A 21,211-nucleotide genomic window follows, 5' to 3' on the forward strand; every position below is an offset into this window, starting at 1 on the left:
AGTTCCTTTGTCTTCTAGAGGCAGGGGAGTTGTTGTTTAAATGAAAAATAATGTGAATCCTGAAGAATTTTATGATATAATGAAACACAAGATACTATTTTAGGAGAAGGACTATGGAAGACCCGAGCAGTCAGAATTTGTTGCTACAGTTTGTATTGTTATTTATCTTGACCTTGTTAAATGCTTTTTTCTCAGCCACTGAAATGGCGATGGTGTCACTAAACCGTTCCCGAGTGGAGCAAAAGGCAGAAGAGGGAGACAAACGTTACATTCGTTTGTTAAAGGTACTTGAAAATCCTAACCACTTTTTATCAACAATTCAAGTCGGTATCACCTTGATCACGATCTTGTCAGGGGCAAAATTGGCAGATACACTTGGACAAGTAATTGCCTCTTGGATGGGGAACGGAGAAACAGCTTATGCCATTGCAAGTTTCCTCTCTTTGGCATTCTTGACCTACATCTCTATTGTTTTTGGTGAACTCTATCCTAAACGGATTGCCCTTAATCTAAAAGATGCTTTGGCAATTCGAACAGCACCAATTATTATTGGTCTTGGAAAGATTGTCAGTCCCTTTGTCTGGTTGTTATCTGCTTCAACTAATCTCTTGAGTCGTTTAACGCCAATGACCTTTGATGATGCGGATGAAAAAATGACTCGAGATGAAATTGAGTACATGTTGACCAAAAGTGAGGAAACTTTGGATGCAGACGAAATCGAGATGTTACAAGGGATTTTCTCTCTAGATGAGCTGATGGCGAGAGAAGTCATGGTTCCTCGGACAGATGCCTTTATGGTGGATATTCAGGATGACAGTCAAACGATTATCGAGAGTATTTTAAAGCAAAATTTCTCACGTATCCCTGTTTATGATGGGGATAAGGATAATGTTATTGGTTTGATCCACACCAAGCGCTTGTTGAATGCTGCTTTTGTAGATGGCTTTGATAATATTGTCTGGAAACGAATTCTCCAAACGCCACTGTTTGTTCCTGAGACTATCTTTGTGGACGATCTTCTTAAAGAACTTCGAAATACCCAAAATCAAATGGCTATCTTGTTAGATGAATACGGTGGAATGGCTGGTTTGGTAACTCTAGAAGACCTCTTAGAAGAAATTGTTGGTGAGATTGATGATGAGACTGACAAGGCTGAAATTGAAGTCCATCAAATAGGAGAAGATACCTATATCGTTCAAGGTACCATGAATCTTAACGATTTTAATGACTACTTTGATGTAGAACTGGAAAGTGATGATGTTGATACCATCGCCGGTTATTATTTGACGGGTGTGGGAATGATTCCAACGACTGAAAAACTCAGTTATGAATTGGTCAGTCAAAACAAACAAATCATCCTAACCAATGACAAGGTGAAAAACGGACGTGTTACCAAGGTAAAAGTTCAAATCACTGAAATAGAGACTGAAGAAGAAACAGAATAAAGCAGTGACTTGAGTCGCTGCTTTTTGTAAATCTATATGGTAGATACAGTTATCCCTATCTATTTGGAATAACAAAAAAGCCCGATTCTACGGGCTTTTTTATTCGGATAATTCCTGTTAATTCAGGTACTGAAAGGCGGTAGACGGATTTGAACCGACGATCAAGCTTTTGCAGAGCCGTGCCTTACCACTTGGCTATACCGCCTCAACGTTTATTATTATACCTTGAAAATCATTTCCCGTCAATAGTTTCTTAATCGAAAATCCAATTTAGAAGATTGCCCTTTCTGACTGGGTAGAAAAATAGAGAGAGGGAGCCTGAAAATCAGGCTTTATGGGCATCAAATTTGCCTTATGCCTCAATAGATAGCAAACAAAGAATAGAAAAATTTGATAAATGAAAGTTTTTTGTGGTTACACGCCTAAATATTCTGAAAATTCGTTTACTTTTTGAGAAATCTATGGTATAATTGGCAATAAGCCTAAATTTTTTAAGAGGAGTTACATACATGAAAAAAAGTAGAGTATTTGTTACAGCAGGGATTGCTTTGCTGGCAACTGGCGTTCTCGCTGCTTGTGGTTCTTCAAAATCATCTGATTCAACAGCTCCAAAATCCTATGGTTATGTTTATTCAGCTGACCCAGAAACATTGGATTACCTCATTTCAGGGAAACAAAGTACCAAAATTGCCACTTCAAATGGTATCGATGGTCTCTTTACAAATGATAAATATGGGAATTTGACTCCTGCAGTTGCAGAAGACTGGTCAGTCTCAAAAGATGGGTTGACTTATACCTACAAGATTCGTAAAGGTGTCAAATGGATGACATCAGATGGCGAAGAATATGCTGAAGTGAAAGCGAAAGACTTCGTAAATGGCTTGAAACACGCAGCTGATAACAAGTCTGAAGCACTTTATCTAGCAGAAGATTCAGTTAAAGGTCTAGCTGACTATAAAGCTGGAAACAATAAAGACTTTTCTTCAGTAGGTGTGAAAGCAGTTGACGATTATACACTTGAGTATACTTTGAACAAACCCGAACCATACTGGAACTCTAAGATGGCTTATTCAATCTTCTGGCCATTGAACGAAGAATTTGAAAAATCAAAAGGATCAGATTTTGCCAAAGCAACAGATCCTACGTCCTTGCTTTATAATGGTCCGTTCTTGCTAAAAGGTTTGACTACTAAGTCTTCTATCGAATTTGCTAAGAATGAGCAGTACTGGGATAAGGATAATGTTCACCTTGATAAAGTTACCCTTGCTTTCTATGATGGGTCAGACCAAGAGTCCATTGAACGTAACTTTACAAGTGGAGCATACAGCTATGCTCGCCTTTTCCCAACAAGTTCAAACTACTCTAAGGTAGAAGAAACATACAAAGACAATATCTTCTACACTCCATCAGGACCAGGGATTACTGGTTTGGGTGTGAATATTGACCGTCAAGGTTACAAATACACTTCTAAGACAACTGATGAAGAGAAGACTTCTACTAAGAAAGCTCTTCTTAACAAGGATTTCCGTCAGGCTTTGAACTTTGCCTTTGACCGTACTTCTTACTCAGCACAAATTAATGGTAAGGAAGGTGCTCCTCTTGCAGTTCGTAACCTCTTTGTGAAACCAGGGTTTGTCTCTGCAGGTGAAAAAACTTTCGGTGACTTGGTAACTGAAAAGATGGTTGCTTATGGTGATGAATGGAAGAACGTAAACTTTGCGGATGGTCAAGATGGACTCTTCAACGCCGATAAAGCCAAAGCCGAATTTGCCAAAGCTAAAACTGCATTGGAAGCAGAAGGTGCGAAATTCCCTATCCACTTGGATATTCCAGTAGACCAAACTGCTAAGAGCTATATCGCTCGTATTCAATCCTTTAAACAATCAGTTGAAAAAGTACTTGGTGAAGATAATGTAGTGATTGATATCCAACAAGTTTCTAAAGATGAGTTGAACAATATCACCTACTATGCAGCAAGCGCTGCGGCAGAAGATTGGGATCTCTCAGGAGCAGTTGCATGGAGTCCAGACTACGAAGATCCATCAACTTACCTTGATATCTTGAAGACAACGAATGCTGAACAAACAAAAACATACATGGGTTACGAAGGTGCAGATAATGCTGCAGCAGCTCAAGTTGGTTTGAAAGAATACGATAAGTTAGTTGATGAAGCTGCTAAAGAAACAAGCGATTTGAATGTTCGTTATGAAAAATACGCAGCAGCTCAAGCTTGGTTGACAGATAGCTCTCTCTTCCTTCCTGCTATGTCATCTAGTGGAGCAGCGCCATTCATTTCTCGTGTAGTACCATTCTCTGCGTCATACAGTCAATCTGGAGATAAGGGTTCAGATGTATACTTCAAGTATATTCAGTTGCAAGACAAGGTTGTAACGAAAGCTGATTACGAACAAGCTCGTGAGAAATGGCTCAAAGAGAAAAAAGAATCAAACGAAAAAGTTCAAAAAGAATTGACGAATCACGTTAAATAAATAACTCTCAAGAGAACTTTCTCTCCATGAGGAGAAGGTTCTTTTGGGATTTTAAAAGGAAACGATATGAAAAAATATATTTTTATGCGTGTCTTGCGCTCATTGTTGTCTATTTTCTTGGTGACAACCTTGACCTACACGATTATCTATACGATGGTTCCTCGGAAACTGATTTTCAAGCAGGATACCAACTACAACAAGATTGCAACGACTCCAGATAAGCGAGATAATTATGAGAATACCGTTTATGAACGTATGGGCTATATCGAGTACTACGATACCAAGGAGTTGCAAGAAAAAGCTAGCACAATGGACTCATCTGTAACAGTAGATGCCAATGATACCAATAAGGCAATCTACGAAAAATACATCAACCAACTCGGTAATGGTTGGACGTTAGGTGTCTTTTCAGAGAGTGGTCAGTTCTATGCTACGCGTGAAATTCCGATTTTTGAACGTGTTTTCAAATTCTATGCGAACTTACTTGATATTGATCATACAAACAAGATTCAAGACCCTGAAAATCCAAACTTGGAACGTTATCTTCGTTTTGAAAATGACCCTGCTATCGGTTGGTCATTGGTTGGTTCAGGTACCAAACATAAATACCTTTTGTATTTCAACAATCAATTCCCGTTTGTACACCAAAACTTTGTGAACATTAACTTGGGTGACTCTTACCCAACTTATGCGAACACGCCAGTGCTTCAAGTTATCACACAAGGTCAAGGACAAACTAAGACATCAGAAGTTCAATTCCCTACTGGTAAAAAGACTTCGTCTGTAGATATTTACTCTCGTACCTACAAATCTCCAAGTCAAGCAGATGCGCGTGAAATAGCTAACTATGGTAAAGACGATCCATATACAGCTACAGAAAGTAACTACCAATATCCATCTATGATTGCAAGCTCAGCTGTTGCTGGTTTGATTGGTTTGATTATTTCTTATGCTATTGCGATTCCTCTTGGATCTGCTATGGCTCGCCACAAGAATACTTGGATTGACAGCTTCTCAACAGGTGCTCTAACCTTCTTGCTTGCACTTCCAACGATTGCCTTGGTTTATATCGTTCGCTTGATTGGATCATCTATTGGTCTGCCTGACTCATTCCCTATCTTGGGGGCTGGAGATTGGCGTTCCTATGTCTTGCCAGCAGTCATTCTAGGTTTGCTGGGAGCACCAAGTACAGCAATCTGGATTCGTCGTTATATGATTGATTTGCAATCTCAAGACTTCGTCCGTTTTGCTCGTGCAAAGGGTTTATCTGAAAAAGAAATTTCAAATAAACACGTCTTTAAAAATGCCATGGTTCCTTTGGTTTCAGGTATTCCAGGTGCCGTAATCGGGGTTATTGGTGGTGCAACATTGACAGAAACAGTCTTCGCCTTCCCAGGTATGGGTAAAATGTTGATTGACTCTGTTAAGGCATCAAATAACTCAATGGTAGTTGGTCTCGTCTTCATCTTTACTTGTATTTCTATCTTCTCACTCTTTGTAGGAGATATCTGGATGACTATGCTTGACCCACGTATTAAATTGACAGAGAAAGGAGGCAAATAATGTCAACAATTGATAAAGAAAAATTTCAGTTCGTAAAACGTGATGATTTTGCCTCTGAAACGATTGATGCTCCTGCCTACTCTTACTGGGGCTCTGTATTTAGACAGTTTTTAAAGAAAAAATCAACAGTCATTATGTTGGGAATATTGGTAGCTATTATTTTGATGAGTTTTATCTATCCGATGTTTTCAGACTTTGACTTTAACGATGTAAGTAAGGTTAATGACTTTAGCGCTCGTTTTATTAAGCCCAATGCCGAACACTGGTTTGGTACGGATAGCAATGGTAAATCCTTGTTTGATGGAGTTTGGTTTGGTGCGCGTAATTCTATCCTCATTTCTGTAATTGCTACTTTTATCAACCTTGTGATTGGGGTTATTGTTGGTGGAATTTGGGGAATTTCAAAATCTGTTGACCGCGTCATGATGGAAGTTTATAACATTATTTCAAACATTCCATCTCTCTTGATTGTTATCGTCTTGACTTATTCAATTGGTGCTGGTTTCTGGAATTTGATCTTCGCTATGAGTGTGACGACTTGGATTGGTATTGCTTATTCAATTCGTATTCAAATCATGCGTTACCGTGACTTGGAATACAACCTTGCTTCTCAAACACTTGGAACACCAACCTTTAAAATCATCGTGAAAAATATCATGCCACAATTGGTATCTGTTATTGTTTCTACGATGACCTTGATGTTGCCAAGCTTTATCTCTTATGAGGCTTTCCTTTCCTTCTTTGGATTGGGGTTGCCTGTAACAGTGCCAAGTTTGGGACGTTTGATCTCAGATTACTCACAAAACGTTACGACCAATGCGTACTTGTTCTGGATTCCATTGACAACTTTGATTTTGGTATCCCTATCTCTATTCGTTGTTGGTCAGAACTTAGCGGATGCTAGTGATCCACGTACACATAGATAGGAGTAGACATGACAAAAGAAAGTAATGTAATTTTGACTGCTCGCGATATCGTCGTGGAATTTGACGTTCGTGACAAAGTTCTGACGGCTATCAGAGGCGTTTCTCTAGAACTGATTGAAGGGGAAGTTCTTGCCTTGGTAGGTGAGTCTGGTTCTGGTAAATCTGTATTAACAAAAACCTTTACAGGGATGTTGGAAGATAATGGGCGCATTGCCCAAGGAAGCATCGATTATCGTGGACAAGACTTGACAGCCTTGACTTCGAACAAAGAATGGGAGAAAATCCGTGGTGCTAAAATTGCAACCATCTTCCAAGACCCAATGACAAGTTTGGATCCAATTAATACAATCGGTAGCCAAATCACAGAAGTTATCGTTAAACACCAAGGGAAAACAGCTAAGGAAGCCAAAGAAATGGCAATCGACTATATGAACAAGGTCGGAATTCCAGACGCTGAAAAACGTTTTGACGAGTATCCTTTCCAATATTCTGGAGGGATGCGCCAACGTATCGTTATTGCGATTGCCCTTGCTTGTCGCCCAGATATTTTGATCTGTGATGAGCCAACGACGGCCCTTGATGTAACCATTCAAGCGCAAATCATTGATTTGCTTAAAACTTTGCAAGATGAGTACCACTTCACCATTATCTTTATCACCCATGACCTTGGTGTGGTAGCAAGTATTGCCGATAAGGTGGCGGTTATGTATGCTGGTGAAATTGTAGAATACGGTACTGTTGAGGAAGTCTTCTACGACCCACGTCATCCATATACTTGGAGTCTCTTGTCTAGCTTGCCTCAGCTTGCTGACGATAAAGGGGAATTGTACTCTATCCCTGGAACACCACCGTCTCTTTATACTGAGTTGAAAGGTGATGCCTTTGCCCTTCGTTCAGATTATGCGATGCAAATTGACTTTGAACAGAAAGCGCCTCAGTTTTCAGTCACTGATACTCACTGGGCTAAGACTTGGTTGCTTCATGAGAATGCTCCTAAGGTTGAAAAACCAGAAATCATCGCAGATTTACATGATAAAATTCGTGATAAAATGGGCTTTGCTCATCTAGAAGACTAGGAGGAAGGAAATGTCTGAAAAATTAGTAGAAATTAAAGATTTAGAAATTTCCTTCGGTGAAGGAAGTAAGAAGTTTGTTGCCGTTAAAAACGCTAACTTCTTTATCAACAAGGGAGAAACTTTCTCTCTTGTTGGTGAGTCTGGTAGTGGGAAAACAACGATTGGCCGTGCTATTATTGGTCTAAATAATACTAGTAAAGGTGAAATCATCTTTGATGGTCATAAGATCAATGGGAAAAAATCTCATAAGGAATCTTCAGAGTTGATCCGCCGTATCCAGATGATTTTCCAAGACCCTGCAGCCAGCTTAAATGAACGTGCGACAGTTGACTATATCATCTCTGAAGGTCTTTACAACTACCACTTGTTCAAAGATGAAGAAGAGCGAAAAGAAAAAGTTCAAAAGATGATTCATGAAGTTGGTCTTTTGAAAGAGCACTTGACTCGTTACCCACACGAGTTTTCTGGTGGTCAACGTCAACGTATTGGGATTGCCCGTGCTCTTGTAATGGAACCTGATTTCGTTATTGCGGATGAGCCAATTTCAGCCTTGGACGTATCTGTTCGTGCGCAAGTCTTGAACTTGCTCAAGAAGTTTCAAAAAGAATTGGGCTTGACCTATCTCTTTATCGCGCATGACTTGTCAGTTGTTCGCTTTATCTCAGATCGTATCGCAGTTATCTATAAGGGTGTTATCGTTGAAGTAGCGGAGACAGAGGAGTTGTTTAATAATCCTGTTCATCCGTACACTCAAGCACTTCTATCTGCTGTACCGATTCCAGATCCAATCTTGGAACGTAAGAAGGTCTTGAAAGTCTATGATCCTAGCCAACATGACTATGAGACAGACAAACCATCTATGGTGGAAATTCGTCCAGGTCACTATGTTTGGGCTAATCAAGCGGAAGTTGCTCGCTACAAAGAAGCACTTAAAAAATAAACAGATTAGGAGAGGACCGAAAGGTCTTCTCATTTTTAATAGAAAAACTCCCCTTTCACTAGCTTGTAGAAGGGGAGTTGTATTATAATTAGCGTTTGGACCAGGTACGTTTCATAAAGAGAAGCAAAATGGGATAAATCTCTAGACGACCTGCAATCATTGCAAATGAGAGAAGGATTTTAGAGATGGGACTAAAGATAGCAAAACTAGAAGTTGTACCTAGAATAGGTCCGATGTTATTGAAACAGCTGAAGACCGCACTGGTAACAACTAGAAAATCATTGTTATCTAGACTGACAATGAAGATAAGTGACAGTAAAATGATCACATAAATGACAAAATATTTTAGGACCTTGTGCTGGGTATCCTTATCAATCACAGTTTTATTGACATGTAGAGTCAATACGCGATGAGGAGATAAGATGGACAAGATCTGATTTTTTGCAATTTTTGAAAGGATGAGTCCTCTGATAACTTTGAGTCCACCTGCAGTTGATCCAGCAGAGCCACCGATTCCCATGAGGAAGAGGAGGATAAATTGGGAGAAGAGGGGCCAGTTGGTAATATCTCCATAACCAAAACCAGTTGTTGTAATGATATTGGAAACCTGAAAGAGGGCCATTTCAAAGCTCTTAGAGACACCTTGGTAGAGGTGGAGCGTATTGAGAGTAATCAAGCCGGTAGAAACTAGGACAATGATTACATACGTGCGAAGTTCTTCATCTCCAAAGAAAGCCTTAACCCGACGGAGCATGAGGTAGTAGTAGAGATTAAAGTTGACCCCAAAAACCAGAACTCCGATACTGACGAGATAGGTGATGAGTGAGCTGCCGTAGTGGGCAATTCCGTCGTTATAGACGGTGAAGCCACCGGTTCCTGCCGTTCCCATAGCGATGACAAAGCTATCAAATAGGGGCATACCAGCTAGATAGTAGATGACTACAAAAAGTGAGAAGAGCCCTAAATAAAGCAGATAGAGGATCTGGGCAGTATTTTTTAGTTTGGATACAACCTTACCGAAGACAGGCCCAGGGACCTCAGCCTTCATCACCTCTAAGTGACTATTCTTGGCATTGTCCATAATGGCAAGCGCGAAGACGAGTACCCCCATCCCTCCAATCAAGTGAGTAAAACTTCGCCAGAAGAGGAGGGAACGGCTGAGAACGGAGACATCTGTCAGAATGGTTGCTCCTGTAGTTGTAAAACCAGAACTGATTTCAAAGAAGGCATCGATGACACTTGGGATTTGTCCTGAAAAGACAAAGGGAAGCGCTCCAAAGAAAGACCATAGAATCCAACAGAGGGCGACGATTAAGACTCCCTCCTTAGTATAAATTCGCTGATTTTTGGGTTTCCGTAAAATTCCCAAGCTACCAAGAAGTATTAAAATTCCAATTGTTGTAAAGAGAGCTGTAAATACTTGGCTGGATTCTTGATAATAGGTTGCTACGCTAACGGGTACTAGGAGGAGAACCGCCTCAATCAAGAGAAGTTTTGAGAGGAGGTAACGAATCATACTTTTATTCATCTTTTACCTCTCAATCAGATCATAAATCTTGGTGATATTTGGTAATAAGGTCGTCACGAGTAACTGATCTCCTACCTCAAGTCTATCCTCTCCAGTAGGGAAAATTGTTTTTCCTTTTCGGATAATGGCTGCGATGAGAACCCCTTTCTTCAATTTCAGATGTGAAAGAGGTTTGGCAGTCATTTTATTAGCTTCCTTGATTTGGAATTGAAGAGTTTCAATTTGACCGTTTGCTAGATGGTGCATGGCTTGAAGGTCTGAGTATTGAGCGTTTACTCGACCACGGATAAAGTGCATAATGGTATCCACTGCAATGCTTTTGGGTGTGATGATACTTGAAAAATCAGGTGCATGGATAATCTCTAAAAGGCTAGTTCGATTCACCTTGGTGATATTCTTATGGACACCAACACGGTCTAAGAACATAGAGGTAATGATGTTTTCCTCATCAACCCCAGTCAAAGTTGCAACTGCATCATAGTTGGGAGCACTTTCCTCAAGCAAGATATCTTTGGCAGTTCCATCTCCCTGTACGATATAGAGATTTGGAAATTTTTCACTGAAGAGACGAGCTCTCTCAGGATTAATCTCGATAACTTTAGTGTCAATACGGCTATCTTTTAAAATGCCAAGTAGGTAATAAGCAATTTTTCCAGCACCAACGATGAGCAAGCTTTTCACTGTACGTGATTTGAAATAGTTATGGAAAAGCATCATATCCACACGATTCCCAGTAACAAAAATTCTATCTCTATCCTGAATAGTAATATCACCACTCGGAATCATAAGTTGATGGTCTCGTTCCATAGCGCAGACAATGATATTGCCAAATTTTTTACGAAAATCTGAGATTGGCATTTGACAGAGACCACTGGAATCTTTGACAACAAACTCCATCAGGTTGACCCGTCCCCCTGAGAACCGCTCAACTGAGAGTGCATTCGGAAAATCAATGATATTTGAGATAGCACGGGCGGCTAGGAGTTCTGGGTTAACGATAAGTGAAAATCCAAGAATATTTTTCTCTTTGAAATAGGCATTGGAGTATTCAGGATTTCGCACTCGAACGATGGTTTCTTTAGCGCCCATTTTTTTAGCAAGTACTGCTGAAATCATATTCACTTCATCGTGTTCCGTTAGAGCAATAAAGATATCACACTCTTGAACGCCGGCTTGCTCTAAGATAGCAAAGTCTGCTCCATTTCCAAGGAGTCCCATGATATCAAAGCGACTGACAATATGATCGAGAACAGCCTCATCTTGTTCGATGAGGACAACGTCGTGTTTTTCTGCAACCAGTGAACGACAGAGGGCGAAACCGACTTTCCCTCCACCAACAAGGACAATTTTCATATAAAAACCCTACTTTTTCATGATGTAACTATCATACCCTTTTTTCGCAAAAAATGCACTTGCCAAGCCATTTTAGAGGATAAGAAAAGACTTTTTGTAAGTTTTCAAAGATAAAATTGATCACCTTTCATAGAAATGTCTATTATATGAAGTGATTTCGCTCATTTAATATCCTTTCTCAGAAAAAGAATGACTAAGTATGGAAATATTATCAAAAAAAGTAAAAAAATCAAGTTATTTCTATTGACAATGGTTCTGAAAGTGTTATACTAAGAAAGTAGCTTCGCTGATTTACTTCAAACCTGTTGTGAGGTAAGTTAACGATGCCTTAACCACGCTGTTTGCTGAGCTTGACTCCGGGCAGTGTGGCTATTTTTTTGCAATGGTGAAAGGAAGCCAGTCATGACAAATCACATTGTATTATTTGAACCTCAGATTCCACAAAATACAGGTAACATTGCGCGTACTTGCGCTGCGACCAATTCTCCCCTCCACATCATCAAACCGATGGGATTTCCGATTGATGACCGGAAGATGAAGCGGGCTGGTTTGGATTACTGGGATAAGTTAGAGATTTATTTTTATGACAGTTTGGAAGATTTCATGTCTCAGATGAAGGGAAAACTCTATCTGATTTCAAAATTTGCTGAGAAGGTGTACTCTGAGGTAGATTTATCGACTGACGAGGACCATTATTTTCTCTTTGGACGTGAAGACAAGGGCTTGCCTGAGGACTTTATGAGAGAACATCCTGAGAAAGCTCTCCGTATTCCCATGAACGATGAACATGTCCGCAGTCTCAATGTGTCTAATACCGTCTGCATGATTGTCTATGAAGCGCTTCGTCAGCAGAATTTTGCAGATCTTGAGCTTGTTCACACCTATGAAACAGATAAATTGAAATAATCAAAATGCTTGCACTTGCAAGCGTTTTTTGTTATGATTAAAGGGTCTTCAGGGCTGGGTGAGATTCCCGACCGGCGGTGACTTTAACTAGCTATTCTGGCTTACTCTTCGTTGTCTTGTCTCGATATACTCAAGTATTATCTTCGACTGCGATGCCTAGATTAATCCAGGATATCTTAGTTAAGGAAGTCCGCGAGCGCAAGCTGATGTGGTGTGATTCCACAACCGACAGTATAGTCTGGATGGGAGAAGACGAAAGAATGGCTTTGTCTGTTCTGATGAGTTTATAGATGAATTGCAACCGCTTGCCCAAAAGAGTGAGAGGGAGCTTTTGGGATATAAAAAGTGAGAATAGATAGAGGGATCCTTTCCAACTTCTTCTGATTTTATAGAAAATTGGAGGAACCTGTTATGACAAACACACGTCGACTTTCGACCATTGCGATTTTATCAGCCATTTCATTTGTGCTGATGTACTTTGACTTTCCTCTCTTGCCAGCGGCGACCTTCCTCAAGATCGAGTTTAGTATCTTGCCAGTCCTTGTGGGTTTGGTGGTGATGGATTTGCCAGCTGCACTAGGAATTCTCTTGCTTCGCTCACTCTTGAAGTTGCTTCTGAATAGCCAAGGAGTGAATACCTACATTGGCTTGCCAATGAATATCGTAGCCTTGGGAGTTTTTGTTATCGCCTTTGGTTTGATTTGGAAAAAGGAACGTAGCACTCTTCGTTTCCTACTAGCATCTCTAGCGGGAACTATTGGATTGACTGCTGCGATGTTGGTTCTCAACTATGTTTATGCGGTTCCTTTGTACGCGCAGTTTGCTAACTTTGATATTGGAAAAATTTTGGGACTTTCCAACTACCTAATGACCATGGTTTTACCTTTTAACTTGATTGAGGGTATCATCTTTGCCGTTTCATTCTGGTTGTTATACGTCCTCTTGAAACCAACCTTAAAACATTATGAGAGATAAACAAACATTTTTAATGAAGGGCAGTTTTGCCCTTTTACTTTTCGTCCTTCTTGGCTATATGGTTAAGTTCTATCCTGAAACGTTGGTCGGTTTTGATCAACCGATTCAGACTGCCCTTCGTGGGGACTTGCCAAATTATTTGACAGTTCTATTCCGTGCCCTTACGCATTTGATTGATATCCCGGTGATTATCACCTGGGTTGCCATCGCAGCCTTTATCTTTTATCGTAAGCAGTGGAAGATAGAAAGCTTCTTCATGGCGGGAAATCTAGCAATAGCTGGTCTTTTAATCGTGACCTTCAAAAATATCTACCAGCGCCCACGGCCAGCTATCTTACATCTGGTAGAGGAGAAGGGCTTTTCTTTTCCAAGTGGGCATTCTCTGGCAGTGACGCTGATGATAGGGACTTTGATTGTAATTTTCAGTCAACGAATTAAAGATCCGGTTTGGAGAAAAATTGTGCAAATCGTTCTTGGCTTCTACCTAGTCAGTGTGCTGGTGTCAAGAGTCTATCTGGGAGTTCATTACCCATCAGATGTTCTTGCCAGTCTCTGTGTGGGTTTGGGAATCTTGTTTATCGAATTTCCTTTCTATGACAAGCTTCGCTTCCAATGGCGATTTAAAGGCAAGCAGAAGTGAGTATCGAATTCCCTTGAGGAGAAAGAAATGAAAAGGAAAGCAGATGAAACAGGACCTACAAATAGATAGTGCATTGCGTCTTGTTCCTTTTTATATTGAAATTAGTCTAATCTAACTTGTTTTTTAACTAAAAATTTGATAAACTATGTAGTAATCGAATAGAAATCCGCAAGACTAGTAACTCAAGGGAAGTATATCAGGGAGGAGAGCCGTGACTGCAAGCTCTCTATATGAAAGCTGGGTGAATTCACTTGCGCATGGATTTAGAAATGAAGGTCTGACTTGTCAGATGAAAACGGATGGTACCGCGTGTCAACGCTCCGAGTGGAGTTTTTGGCATGTGGTTTTCTTTTTATCTGTTAAGTGACTGATGGAGGAATTATGTCAACTATTGAAGAACAATTAAAAGCGCTTCGCGAAGAAACGCTGGCTAGCTTGCAGCAGATTACTGCTGAAAATGAAAAAGAGATGCAAGATTTGCGTGTTTCTGTCCTTGGTAAAAAAGGGTCGCTTACGGAAATCCTCAAAGGGATGAAGGATGTCTCTGCTGAGATGCGTCCAATCATCGGGAAACATGTTAATGAAGCTCGTGATGTTTTGACCGCAGCCTTTGAAGAAACAGCTAAGCTCTTGGAAGAAAAGAAAGTTGCAGCTCAACTGGCTAGCGAGAGTATCGATGTGACACTTCCAGGCCGCCCTGTTGCGACTGGTCACCGTCATGTTCTCACGCAAACCAGTGAAGAAATCGAAGATATTTTCATCGGGATGGGTTACCAAGTCGTGGATGGTTTTGAAGTGGAGCAAGACTACTACAACTTTGAGCGTATGAACCTTCCAAAAGATCACCCAGCTCGCGATATGCAGGATACTTTCTACATCACAGAAGAAATCTTGCTTCGTACTCACACGTCTCCGGTTCAGGCGCGTGCTATGGATGCTCATGATTTTTCAAAAGGTCCTTTGAAGATGATCTCACCAGGACGTGTGTTCCGTCGTGATACGGACGATGCAACCCATAGTCACCAATTCCACCAAATCGAAGGATTGGTTGTTGGGAAAAACATCTCTATGGCAGATCTTCAAGGAACGCTTCAGTTGATCGTCCAAAAGATGTTCGGTGAAGAGCGTCAGATCCGTCTGCGTCCATCTTATTTCCCATTCACAGAGCCATCTGTTGAGGTGGATGTTTCTTGCTTCAAGTGTGGTGGAGAAGGATGTAACGTATGTAAGAAAACAGGTTGGATCGAAATCATGGGTGCCGGTATGGTTCACCCACGTGTCCTTGAAATGAGTGACATCGATGCGACTGTCTACTCTGGCTTTGCCTTTGGTCTTGGTCAAGAGCGTGTAGCTATGCTCCGCTACGGAATCAACGATATCCGCGGCTTCTACCAAGGAGATGTCCGCTTCTCAGAACAGTTTAAATAAGATTGAAACCTGAAACACAGTCCTAGTCATTTTCTCTTGATGAGAATGGTGAGGACTGACTCGAAGAAAAAGAAAGGAATTGAAAAGGTCTTACTCGGTGAGATCTTACAATCAGAATTATGCTTGTATCTTATAAATGGTTAAAAGAATTGGTGGACATTGATGTGCCATCTCAAGAGTTGGCTGAAAAAATGTCAACTACAGGGATCGAGGTCGAAGGTGTCGAATCACCGGCTGCCGGTCTCTCAAAAATTGTCGTCGGTGAGGTCTTGTCTTGCGAAGATGTGCCAGAAACTCACTTGCATGTCTGTCAGGTTAACGTTGGCGAAGAAGAAGCCCGTCAAATCGTTTGTGGTGCCCCAAATGTGCGTGCTGGTATCAAGGTCATGGTGGCTCTTCCAGGAGCTCGTATCGCTGACAATTACAAGATTAAAAAAGGGAAAATCCGTGGCTTGGAGTCACTTGGAATGATCTGTTCTCTTGGTGAATTGGGAATTTCTGACTCAGTTGTGCCAAAGGAATTTGCAGATGGTATTCAAATCTTGCCTCAAGATGCAGTACCAGGTGAGGAAGTCTTCTCATATCTAGACTTGGATGATGAAATCATCGAACTTTCTATCACTCCGAATCGTGCAGACGCTCTTTCTATGTGTGGAGTAGCGCACGAGGTTGCAGCTATCTATGACAAGACAGTCAACTTTAAAGAATTCAGTTTAACAGAAACAAATGAAGCTGCAGCAGATGCCCTTTCTGTAGGCATTGAAACAGATAAGGCGCCTTACTATGCTGCTCGTATCTTGGACAATGTGACCATCGCACCAAGTCCGCAATGGTTGCAAAACCTTCTTATGAACGAAGGCATCCGTCCGATTAACAATGTGGTCGACGTGACCAACTATATTCTACTCTACTTTGGTCAGCCTATGCATGCCTTTGACTTGGATACCTTTGAAGGCAATGACATCCGTGTGCGTGAAGCGCGTGCTGGTGAAAAGTTGGTGACCTTGGACGGTGAAGAACGTGAGTTGGAAACAAATGATTTAGTGATTACTGTCGCTGACAAACCAGTCGCCCTTGCAGGTGTCATGGGTGGAGAGGCTACAGAAATCTCTGAAAAATCTAGTCGTGTTGTGTTAGAAGCTGCTGTTTTCAATGGCACATCCATTCGTAAGACTAGCGGACGCCTTAACCTTCGTTCGGAATCATCTTCTCGTTTTGAAAAAGGGATCAATGTGGCAACAGTCAATGAGGCCTTGGATGCTGCAGCTAGCATGATTGCAGAACTTGCAGGTGCGACGGTGCGTAAGGGCATCGTTTCAGCGGGTGAGCTTGACACTTCAGATGTAGAAGTATCTTCAACTCTTGCCGATGTCAACCGTGTCCTTGGAACAGAACTTTCATACGCTGATGTCGAAGATGTCTTCCGTCGTCTTGGCTTTGGTCTTTCTGGAAATGAAGACAGCTTTACCGTTAGCGTTCCACGTCGTCGTTGGGATATCGCCATCGAAGCGGACCTCTTTGAAGAAATCGCTCGTATCTATGGTTATGACCGTTTGCCAACCAGTCTTCCAAAAGATGATGGTACAGCAGGTGAATTGACTGCAACACAAAAATTGCGTCGCCAAGTCCGTACTATCTCTGAAGGAGCAGGTTTGACAGAAATCATTACCTACGCTCTGACAACTCCAGAAAAAGCAGTTGAGTTTACAGCTCAACCAAGTAACCTTACAGAACTCATGTGGCCAATGACTGTGGACCGTTCAGTCCTCCGCCAAAATATGATCTCAGGTATTTTGGATACGGTGGCCTACAACGTGGCTCGTAAGAACAAAAACTTGGCACTTTACGAGATTGGAAAAGTCTTTGAACAAACAGGCAATCCAAAAGAAGATCTACCAAACGAGATCAACAGCTTTGCCTTTGCCTTGACAGGCTTGGTTGCTGAAAAAGACTTCCAAACGGCAGCAGTTCCAGTTGATTTCTTCTATGCTAAGGGAATCCTTGAAGCGCTCTTTACTCGCTTGGGACTAGAAGTGACTTATACAGCAACAGCTGAGATTGCAAGTCTCCACCCAGGACGTACAGCCGTGATTTCACTCGGTGACCAAGTTCTTGGTTTCCTTGGCCAAGTGCATCCAGTCACTGCCAAGGCTTACGATATTCCAGAAACGTATGTAGCTGAGCTCAACCTTTCAGCCATCGAAGCTGCGCTTCAACCAGCTGCTCCATTTGTGGAAATCACCAAATTCCCAGCAGTCAGTCGTGATGTAGCTCTACTCCTCAAAGCGGAAGTCACTCATCAAGAAGTTGTAGACGCTATCCAAGCTGCAGGCGTAAAACGTTTGACAGATATCAAACTCTTTGACGTTTTCTCAGGTGAGAAATTGGGACTTGGCATGAAGTCAATGGCCTATAGCTTGACCTTCCAAAATCCAGAAGACAGCCTAACAGACGAAGAAGTCGCACGCTACATGGAAAAAATCCAAGCATCACTTGAAGAAAAAGTGAAGGCAGAAGTGCGTTAAATCATCAATCCATCCTTCGGGGTGGATTTTTGCTTTTTAAAATGACAATTCAGGATCAAAAATGGACAATTGAGGAGTAAAAGTTCTTGTATGCACTTTAATGGGCTATAATTGTTCTATCACTTAGGCACTTAAGACCCTTAGGGGACGTAGTTTTTAAGCTGGGATGGACAAGATAAAAATGTACATAAATCCTTGTAAAGGCTATCAAAAAGGAGTATAATAAGTGCAACATATTTCGGAGGTGGAAAATGCTAGAAGTAAGAAATCTAGAGAAAAGTTTCGGTTCCAAGCAAGTCTTGTTTGGTGTAGATTTTCAAGCAAGTCCAGGACGGATTCTTGGGCTTGTAGGGAAAAATGGTGCTGGGAAAACAACGATTTTCCACAGTATGTTGAAATTTTTAGAGTATCAAGGAGAGATCAGTCTGGATGGGCAGGAGATTCGTCAGGAAACCTACGCTCGGATTGGCTATCTGCCTGAGGAACGCAGTCTTATGCCCAAGCTGACAGTCTTTGAACAAGTTCGCTACTTGGCGACTCTAAAGGGCATGGATGCCAAGGAAGTCAAGGAGAAACTCCCTCAATGGATGGAAAAATTGGAAGTGAAGGGTAAATTGACCGACAAAATCAAGAGTCTTTCCAAAGGGAATCAGCAGAAAATTCAGCTGATTATCACCCTGATCCATGAGCCAGACTTGATTATCTTGGATGAGCCTTTTAGTGGTTTGGATCCAGTCAATACCGAGTTGCTCAAACAGGTCATCTTGAAAGAGAAAGAGCGCGGTGCAATCATTATCTTTTCTGACCATGTCATGACCAACGTTGAGGAACTTTGCGATGATATCCTGATGATTCGAGATGGGCGTGTGGTCTTGCATGGACCAGTTCAGGATGTTCGCAATCAATACGGGAAAACACGTCTTTTTGTTTCAAGTGAACGAAGCAAGGAAGAATTGGAAAACCTTCCTCATGTCAAACAGGTGAGCTTAACCAAGCAAGGTAGTTGGAAATTGATCCTAGATGATGAGAGCGCTGGAAGAGAACTCTTCCCAATCCTCACTCAAGGTCAATACATCGCGACCTTTGACCAACAAGCTCCAACAATCGATGAAATCTTTAAATTAGAATCAGGGGTGGAAGTATGAGAAATATGTGGGTTGTAATGAAGGAAACCTATCTTCGACATGTCAAGTCATGGAGTTTCTTCTTCATGGTGATTTCGCCGTTCCTCTTTTTGGCTTTATCTGCAGGAATCGGCTATCTCCAAAATTCTTCGATGGCTAAAAATAGCAAGGTAGCGGTAGTAACAACAGTGCCATCTGTAGCTGAGGGACTCAAGGGTACCAATGGTATCAACTTTGATTACAAGGATGAAGCCAGTGCCCAAGCTGCTATCAAAGATGAGAAAATCAAGGGTTACCTAACCATTGACCAAGAGGACAGCGTCCTCAAGGCTGTCTATCATGGTGAAACTTCTCTTGAAAGTGGCATCAAGCTAGCAGTAACCAATAAACTCAATGAGCTTCAATACCAACTTAATCGCTCGGCAGCTAATTTGTCTCAAGAGCAGGAAAAGCGCCTGAGTCAAACCGTTGACTTTACTGAGAAGATTGATGAATCTAAGGAAAACAAAAAAATTGTTCAAACCATTGCGGCCGCAGGGCTTGGTTTCTTTCTTTATATGATTTTGATTACCTATGCTAGTGTCACTGCTCAGGAAGTGGCTAGCGAGAAAGGAACCAAAATCATGGAAGTGGTCTTCTCTAGTATCCGAGCTAGTCATTATTTCTATGCTCGCATGCTGGCTCTGCTTCTTGTGATTTTGACCCATATTGGCATTTACGTCGTGGGTGGGCTGGCTGCCATTCTTCTCTTTAAAGACCTACCAATCTTGGCTCAATCTGGTATTTTAAATCATCTAGGAGATGCCTTCTCGCTCAATACCTTATTGTTTGTCTTGGTTAGTCTCTTTATGTATGTTGTTTTGGCAGCCTTTCTAGGTTCTATGGTTTCTCGCCCTGAGGATTCAGGGAAAGCCTTGTCACCATTGATGATCTTGATTATCGCAGGATTCGTTGGAGTGACCGCTCTAGGTGCTGCAGGGGACAATTTAGTTCTGAAAATTGGTTCCTATATTCCTTTCATCTCGACCTTCTTTATGCCATTTAGAGCTATAAATGGGTATGCAAGTGGTCTAGAAGCTTGGATTTCACTTGCCATAACGGTTGTTTTTGCAGTAACTGCAACAGCCTTTATCGGACGCATGTATGCTAGTCTAGTCCTTCAAACGGATGATTTGGGAATCTGGAAAACCTTTAAACGTGCCTTAGCTTATAAATAGGAGAGCCTCGCAAAAGCGAGGTTTTTCTAGATGTTAAACACTGAAATCGGCAAAAATATTTTTCATATCTATTGACTTTTAGTAGTAAAATTTGGTATGATAGTAGACGGTATTGTTTACCCCATTTGTAAGGCCCCGGAACCTTTCAAATACCCCGCGGACCGGAACATCCGCCCAGTAAACAAAAACGATATTCATATAGGAGAAATCATGAACAAAACTACATTCATGGCTAAACCAGGCCAAGTAGAACGCAAATGGTACGTTGTTGACGCAACTGATGTACCTCTTGGACGCCTTTCAGCAGTTGTTGCTAGCGTACTTCGCGGAAAAAACAAACCAACATTCACACCACACACTGATACAGGTGACTTCGTAATCGTTATCAATGCTGAAAAAGTTAAATTGACTGGTAAAAAAGCAACTGATAAGATCTACTACACTCACTCAAACCACTCAGGTGGATTGAAACAAATCTCTGCTGGTGAACTTCGTTCTAAAAATGCAGTACGTTTGATTGAAAAATCAGTTAAAGGTATGCTTCCACACAATACTCTTGGCCGCGCTCAAGGTATGAAATTGAAAGTATTCGTTGGAGCTGAGCACACTCACGCTACACAACAACCAGAAGTTCTTGATATTTCAGGACTTATCTAAGGAAAGGAACAATAAAGTATGTCACAAGCACAATATGCAGGTACTGGACGTCGTAAAAACGCTGTTGCACGCGTTCGCCTTGTTCCAGGAACTGGTAAAATCACTGTTAACAAAAAAGATGTTGAAGAGTACATCCCACACGCTGACCTTCGTCTTGTAATCAACCAACCATTCGCAGTTACTTCAACTGTAGGTTCATACGACGTTTTCGTTAACGTTGTAGGTGGTGGATACGCTGGTCAAGCAGGAGCTATCCGTCACGGTATCGCTCGTGCCCTTCTTCAAGTAGACCCAGACTTCCGCGATTCATTGAAACGCGCAGGACTTCTTACACGTGACTCACGTAAAGTTGAACGTAAGAAACCAGGTCTTAAGAAAGCTCGTAAAGCTAGCCAGTTCTCTAAACGTTAAGAATCAGC

Annotated in this window: 17 protein-coding genes, 1 tRNA gene and 1 riboswitch; of the genes, 15 read left to right on the forward strand and 3 right to left on the reverse strand. The window is 41.4% G+C overall.

All coding sequences use genetic code 11. The features are described from left to right. Positions 1 to 113 precede the first annotated feature (113 nt). Entirely contained in the window at positions 114 to 1,445 is a 1,332-nt protein-coding gene (locus tag M1F56_RS04185; protein WP_247916954.1) for a hemolysin family protein, read from the forward strand. A 134-nt stretch (positions 1,446 to 1,579) separates the two neighbouring features. On the opposite strand, the gene M1F56_RS04190 is transcribed toward M1F56_RS04185, so the two are convergent. Then, positions 1,580 to 1,650 (reverse strand) — tRNA-Cys (locus tag M1F56_RS04190). A gap of 304 nt (positions 1,651 to 1,954) precedes the next feature. On the opposite strand from M1F56_RS04190, the gene M1F56_RS04195 reads away from it, so the two are divergent. The 5 genes from M1F56_RS04195 to M1F56_RS04215 all read left to right on the forward strand — a co-directional run bounded on the left by M1F56_RS04195 (position 1,955) and on the right by M1F56_RS04215 (position 8,439). Further along, positions 1,955 to 3,934 carry a peptide ABC transporter substrate-binding protein gene (locus M1F56_RS04195; protein WP_247916955.1) on the forward strand — a complete coding sequence of 660 codons (1,980 nt, stop codon included), beginning with the start codon at positions 1,955 to 1,957 and terminating at the stop codon, positions 3,932 to 3,934. 66 nt (positions 3,935 to 4,000) lie between these two features. Continuing rightward, positions 4,001 to 5,497: an ABC transporter permease gene (locus M1F56_RS04200; protein WP_000759886.1), complete on the forward strand. Its 1,497-nt coding sequence runs from the start codon at positions 4,001 to 4,003 to the stop codon at positions 5,495 to 5,497. After that, the gene (gene oppC / locus M1F56_RS04205) at positions 5,497 to 6,423 is read left to right on the forward strand and encodes an oligopeptide ABC transporter permease OppC (protein WP_000103693.1); all 927 of its coding nucleotides are present in this window, start codon (positions 5,497 to 5,499) and stop codon (positions 6,421 to 6,423) included. The genes M1F56_RS04200 and oppC overlap by 1 nt, the downstream gene beginning before the upstream one ends. Before the next feature lie 8 nt (positions 6,424 to 6,431). Continuing rightward, on the forward strand, positions 6,432 to 7,499 hold the full coding sequence (locus tag M1F56_RS04210; protein ID WP_000159802.1) for an ABC transporter ATP-binding protein: 1,068 nt from the start codon (positions 6,432 to 6,434) through the stop codon (positions 7,497 to 7,499). A 10-nt stretch (positions 7,500 to 7,509) separates the two neighbouring features. Further along, positions 7,510 to 8,439 carry an ATP-binding cassette domain-containing protein gene (locus M1F56_RS04215; protein ID WP_001291314.1) on the forward strand — a complete coding sequence of 310 codons (930 nt, stop codon included), beginning with the start codon at positions 7,510 to 7,512 and terminating at the stop codon, positions 8,437 to 8,439. Positions 8,440 to 8,527: 88 nt separating this feature from the next. Here M1F56_RS04215 and M1F56_RS04220 read toward each other — a convergent pair whose 3' ends face one another. Continuing rightward, a complete protein-coding gene (locus M1F56_RS04220; RefSeq protein WP_247916956.1) occupies positions 8,528 to 9,967 on the reverse strand; it encodes a TrkH family potassium uptake protein in 1,440 nt (479 codons plus the stop codon). Between the two features lie 3 nt (positions 9,968 to 9,970). Further along, positions 9,971 to 11,320 carry a Trk system potassium transporter TrkA gene (trkA, locus tag M1F56_RS04225; RefSeq protein WP_084874512.1) on the reverse strand — a complete coding sequence of 450 codons (1,350 nt, stop codon included), beginning with the start codon at positions 11,318 to 11,320 and terminating at the stop codon, positions 9,971 to 9,973. Positions 11,321 to 11,722: 402 nt separating this feature from the next. On the opposite strand from trkA, the gene M1F56_RS04230 reads away from it, so the two are divergent. The 9 genes from M1F56_RS04230 to rpsI all read left to right on the forward strand — a co-directional run bounded on the left by M1F56_RS04230 (position 11,723) and on the right by rpsI (position 21,203). After that, positions 11,723 to 12,226, forward strand: coding sequence for a tRNA (cytidine(34)-2'-O)-methyltransferase (locus tag M1F56_RS04230; protein ID WP_061587973.1), 504 nt, complete (start codon positions 11,723 to 11,725; stop codon positions 12,224 to 12,226). 40 nt (positions 12,227 to 12,266) lie between these two features. Further along, positions 12,267 to 12,484: riboswitch (FMN riboswitch) on the forward strand. A gap of 153 nt (positions 12,485 to 12,637) precedes the next feature. Next, the gene (locus M1F56_RS04235) at positions 12,638 to 13,201 is read left to right on the forward strand and encodes an ECF transporter S component (RefSeq protein WP_084868663.1); all 564 of its coding nucleotides are present in this window, start codon (positions 12,638 to 12,640) and stop codon (positions 13,199 to 13,201) included. Further along, positions 13,191 to 13,841 carry a phosphatase PAP2 family protein gene (locus tag M1F56_RS04240; RefSeq protein ID WP_247916957.1) on the forward strand — a complete coding sequence of 217 codons (651 nt, stop codon included), beginning with the start codon at positions 13,191 to 13,193 and terminating at the stop codon, positions 13,839 to 13,841. The genes M1F56_RS04235 and M1F56_RS04240 overlap by 11 nt, the downstream gene beginning before the upstream one ends. 381 nt (positions 13,842 to 14,222) lie before the next feature. Then, positions 14,223 to 15,269, forward strand: a complete 1,047-nt coding sequence (gene pheS / locus M1F56_RS04245) for a phenylalanine--tRNA ligase subunit alpha (RefSeq protein WP_247916958.1) — start codon at positions 14,223 to 14,225, stop codon at positions 15,267 to 15,269. A gap of 119 nt (positions 15,270 to 15,388) precedes the next feature. After that, complete coding sequence (gene pheT / locus M1F56_RS04250; RefSeq protein ID WP_247916959.1) at positions 15,389 to 17,794, forward strand: phenylalanine--tRNA ligase subunit beta; 2,406 nt, start codon at positions 15,389 to 15,391, stop codon at positions 17,792 to 17,794. A gap of 251 nt (positions 17,795 to 18,045) precedes the next feature. Next, positions 18,046 to 18,939 carry an ABC transporter ATP-binding protein gene (locus tag M1F56_RS04255; protein WP_247916960.1) on the forward strand — a complete coding sequence of 298 codons (894 nt, stop codon included), beginning with the start codon at positions 18,046 to 18,048 and terminating at the stop codon, positions 18,937 to 18,939. Further along, positions 18,936 to 20,135 (forward strand): ABC transporter permease, encoded by a 1,200-nt coding sequence (locus M1F56_RS04260; protein ID WP_247916961.1) that lies wholly within the window; start codon positions 18,936 to 18,938, stop codon positions 20,133 to 20,135. Before M1F56_RS04255 ends, M1F56_RS04260 begins: the two co-directional genes overlap by 4 nt. 210 nt (positions 20,136 to 20,345) lie before the next feature. Next, positions 20,346 to 20,792, forward strand: a complete 447-nt coding sequence (gene rplM, locus M1F56_RS04265; RefSeq protein ID WP_247916962.1) for a 50S ribosomal protein L13 — start codon at positions 20,346 to 20,348, stop codon at positions 20,790 to 20,792. An 18-nt stretch (positions 20,793 to 20,810) separates the two neighbouring features. Beyond that, complete coding sequence (gene rpsI, locus M1F56_RS04270) at positions 20,811 to 21,203, forward strand: 30S ribosomal protein S9 (protein WP_000075969.1); 393 nt, start codon at positions 20,811 to 20,813, stop codon at positions 21,201 to 21,203. Positions 21,204 to 21,211: the final 8 nt, after the last annotated feature.

The sequence above is a fragment of the Streptococcus oralis genome, assembly GCF_023109005.1.
Taxonomy (GTDB): Bacteria; Bacillota; Bacilli; order Lactobacillales; family Streptococcaceae; genus Streptococcus; species Streptococcus oralis_BU.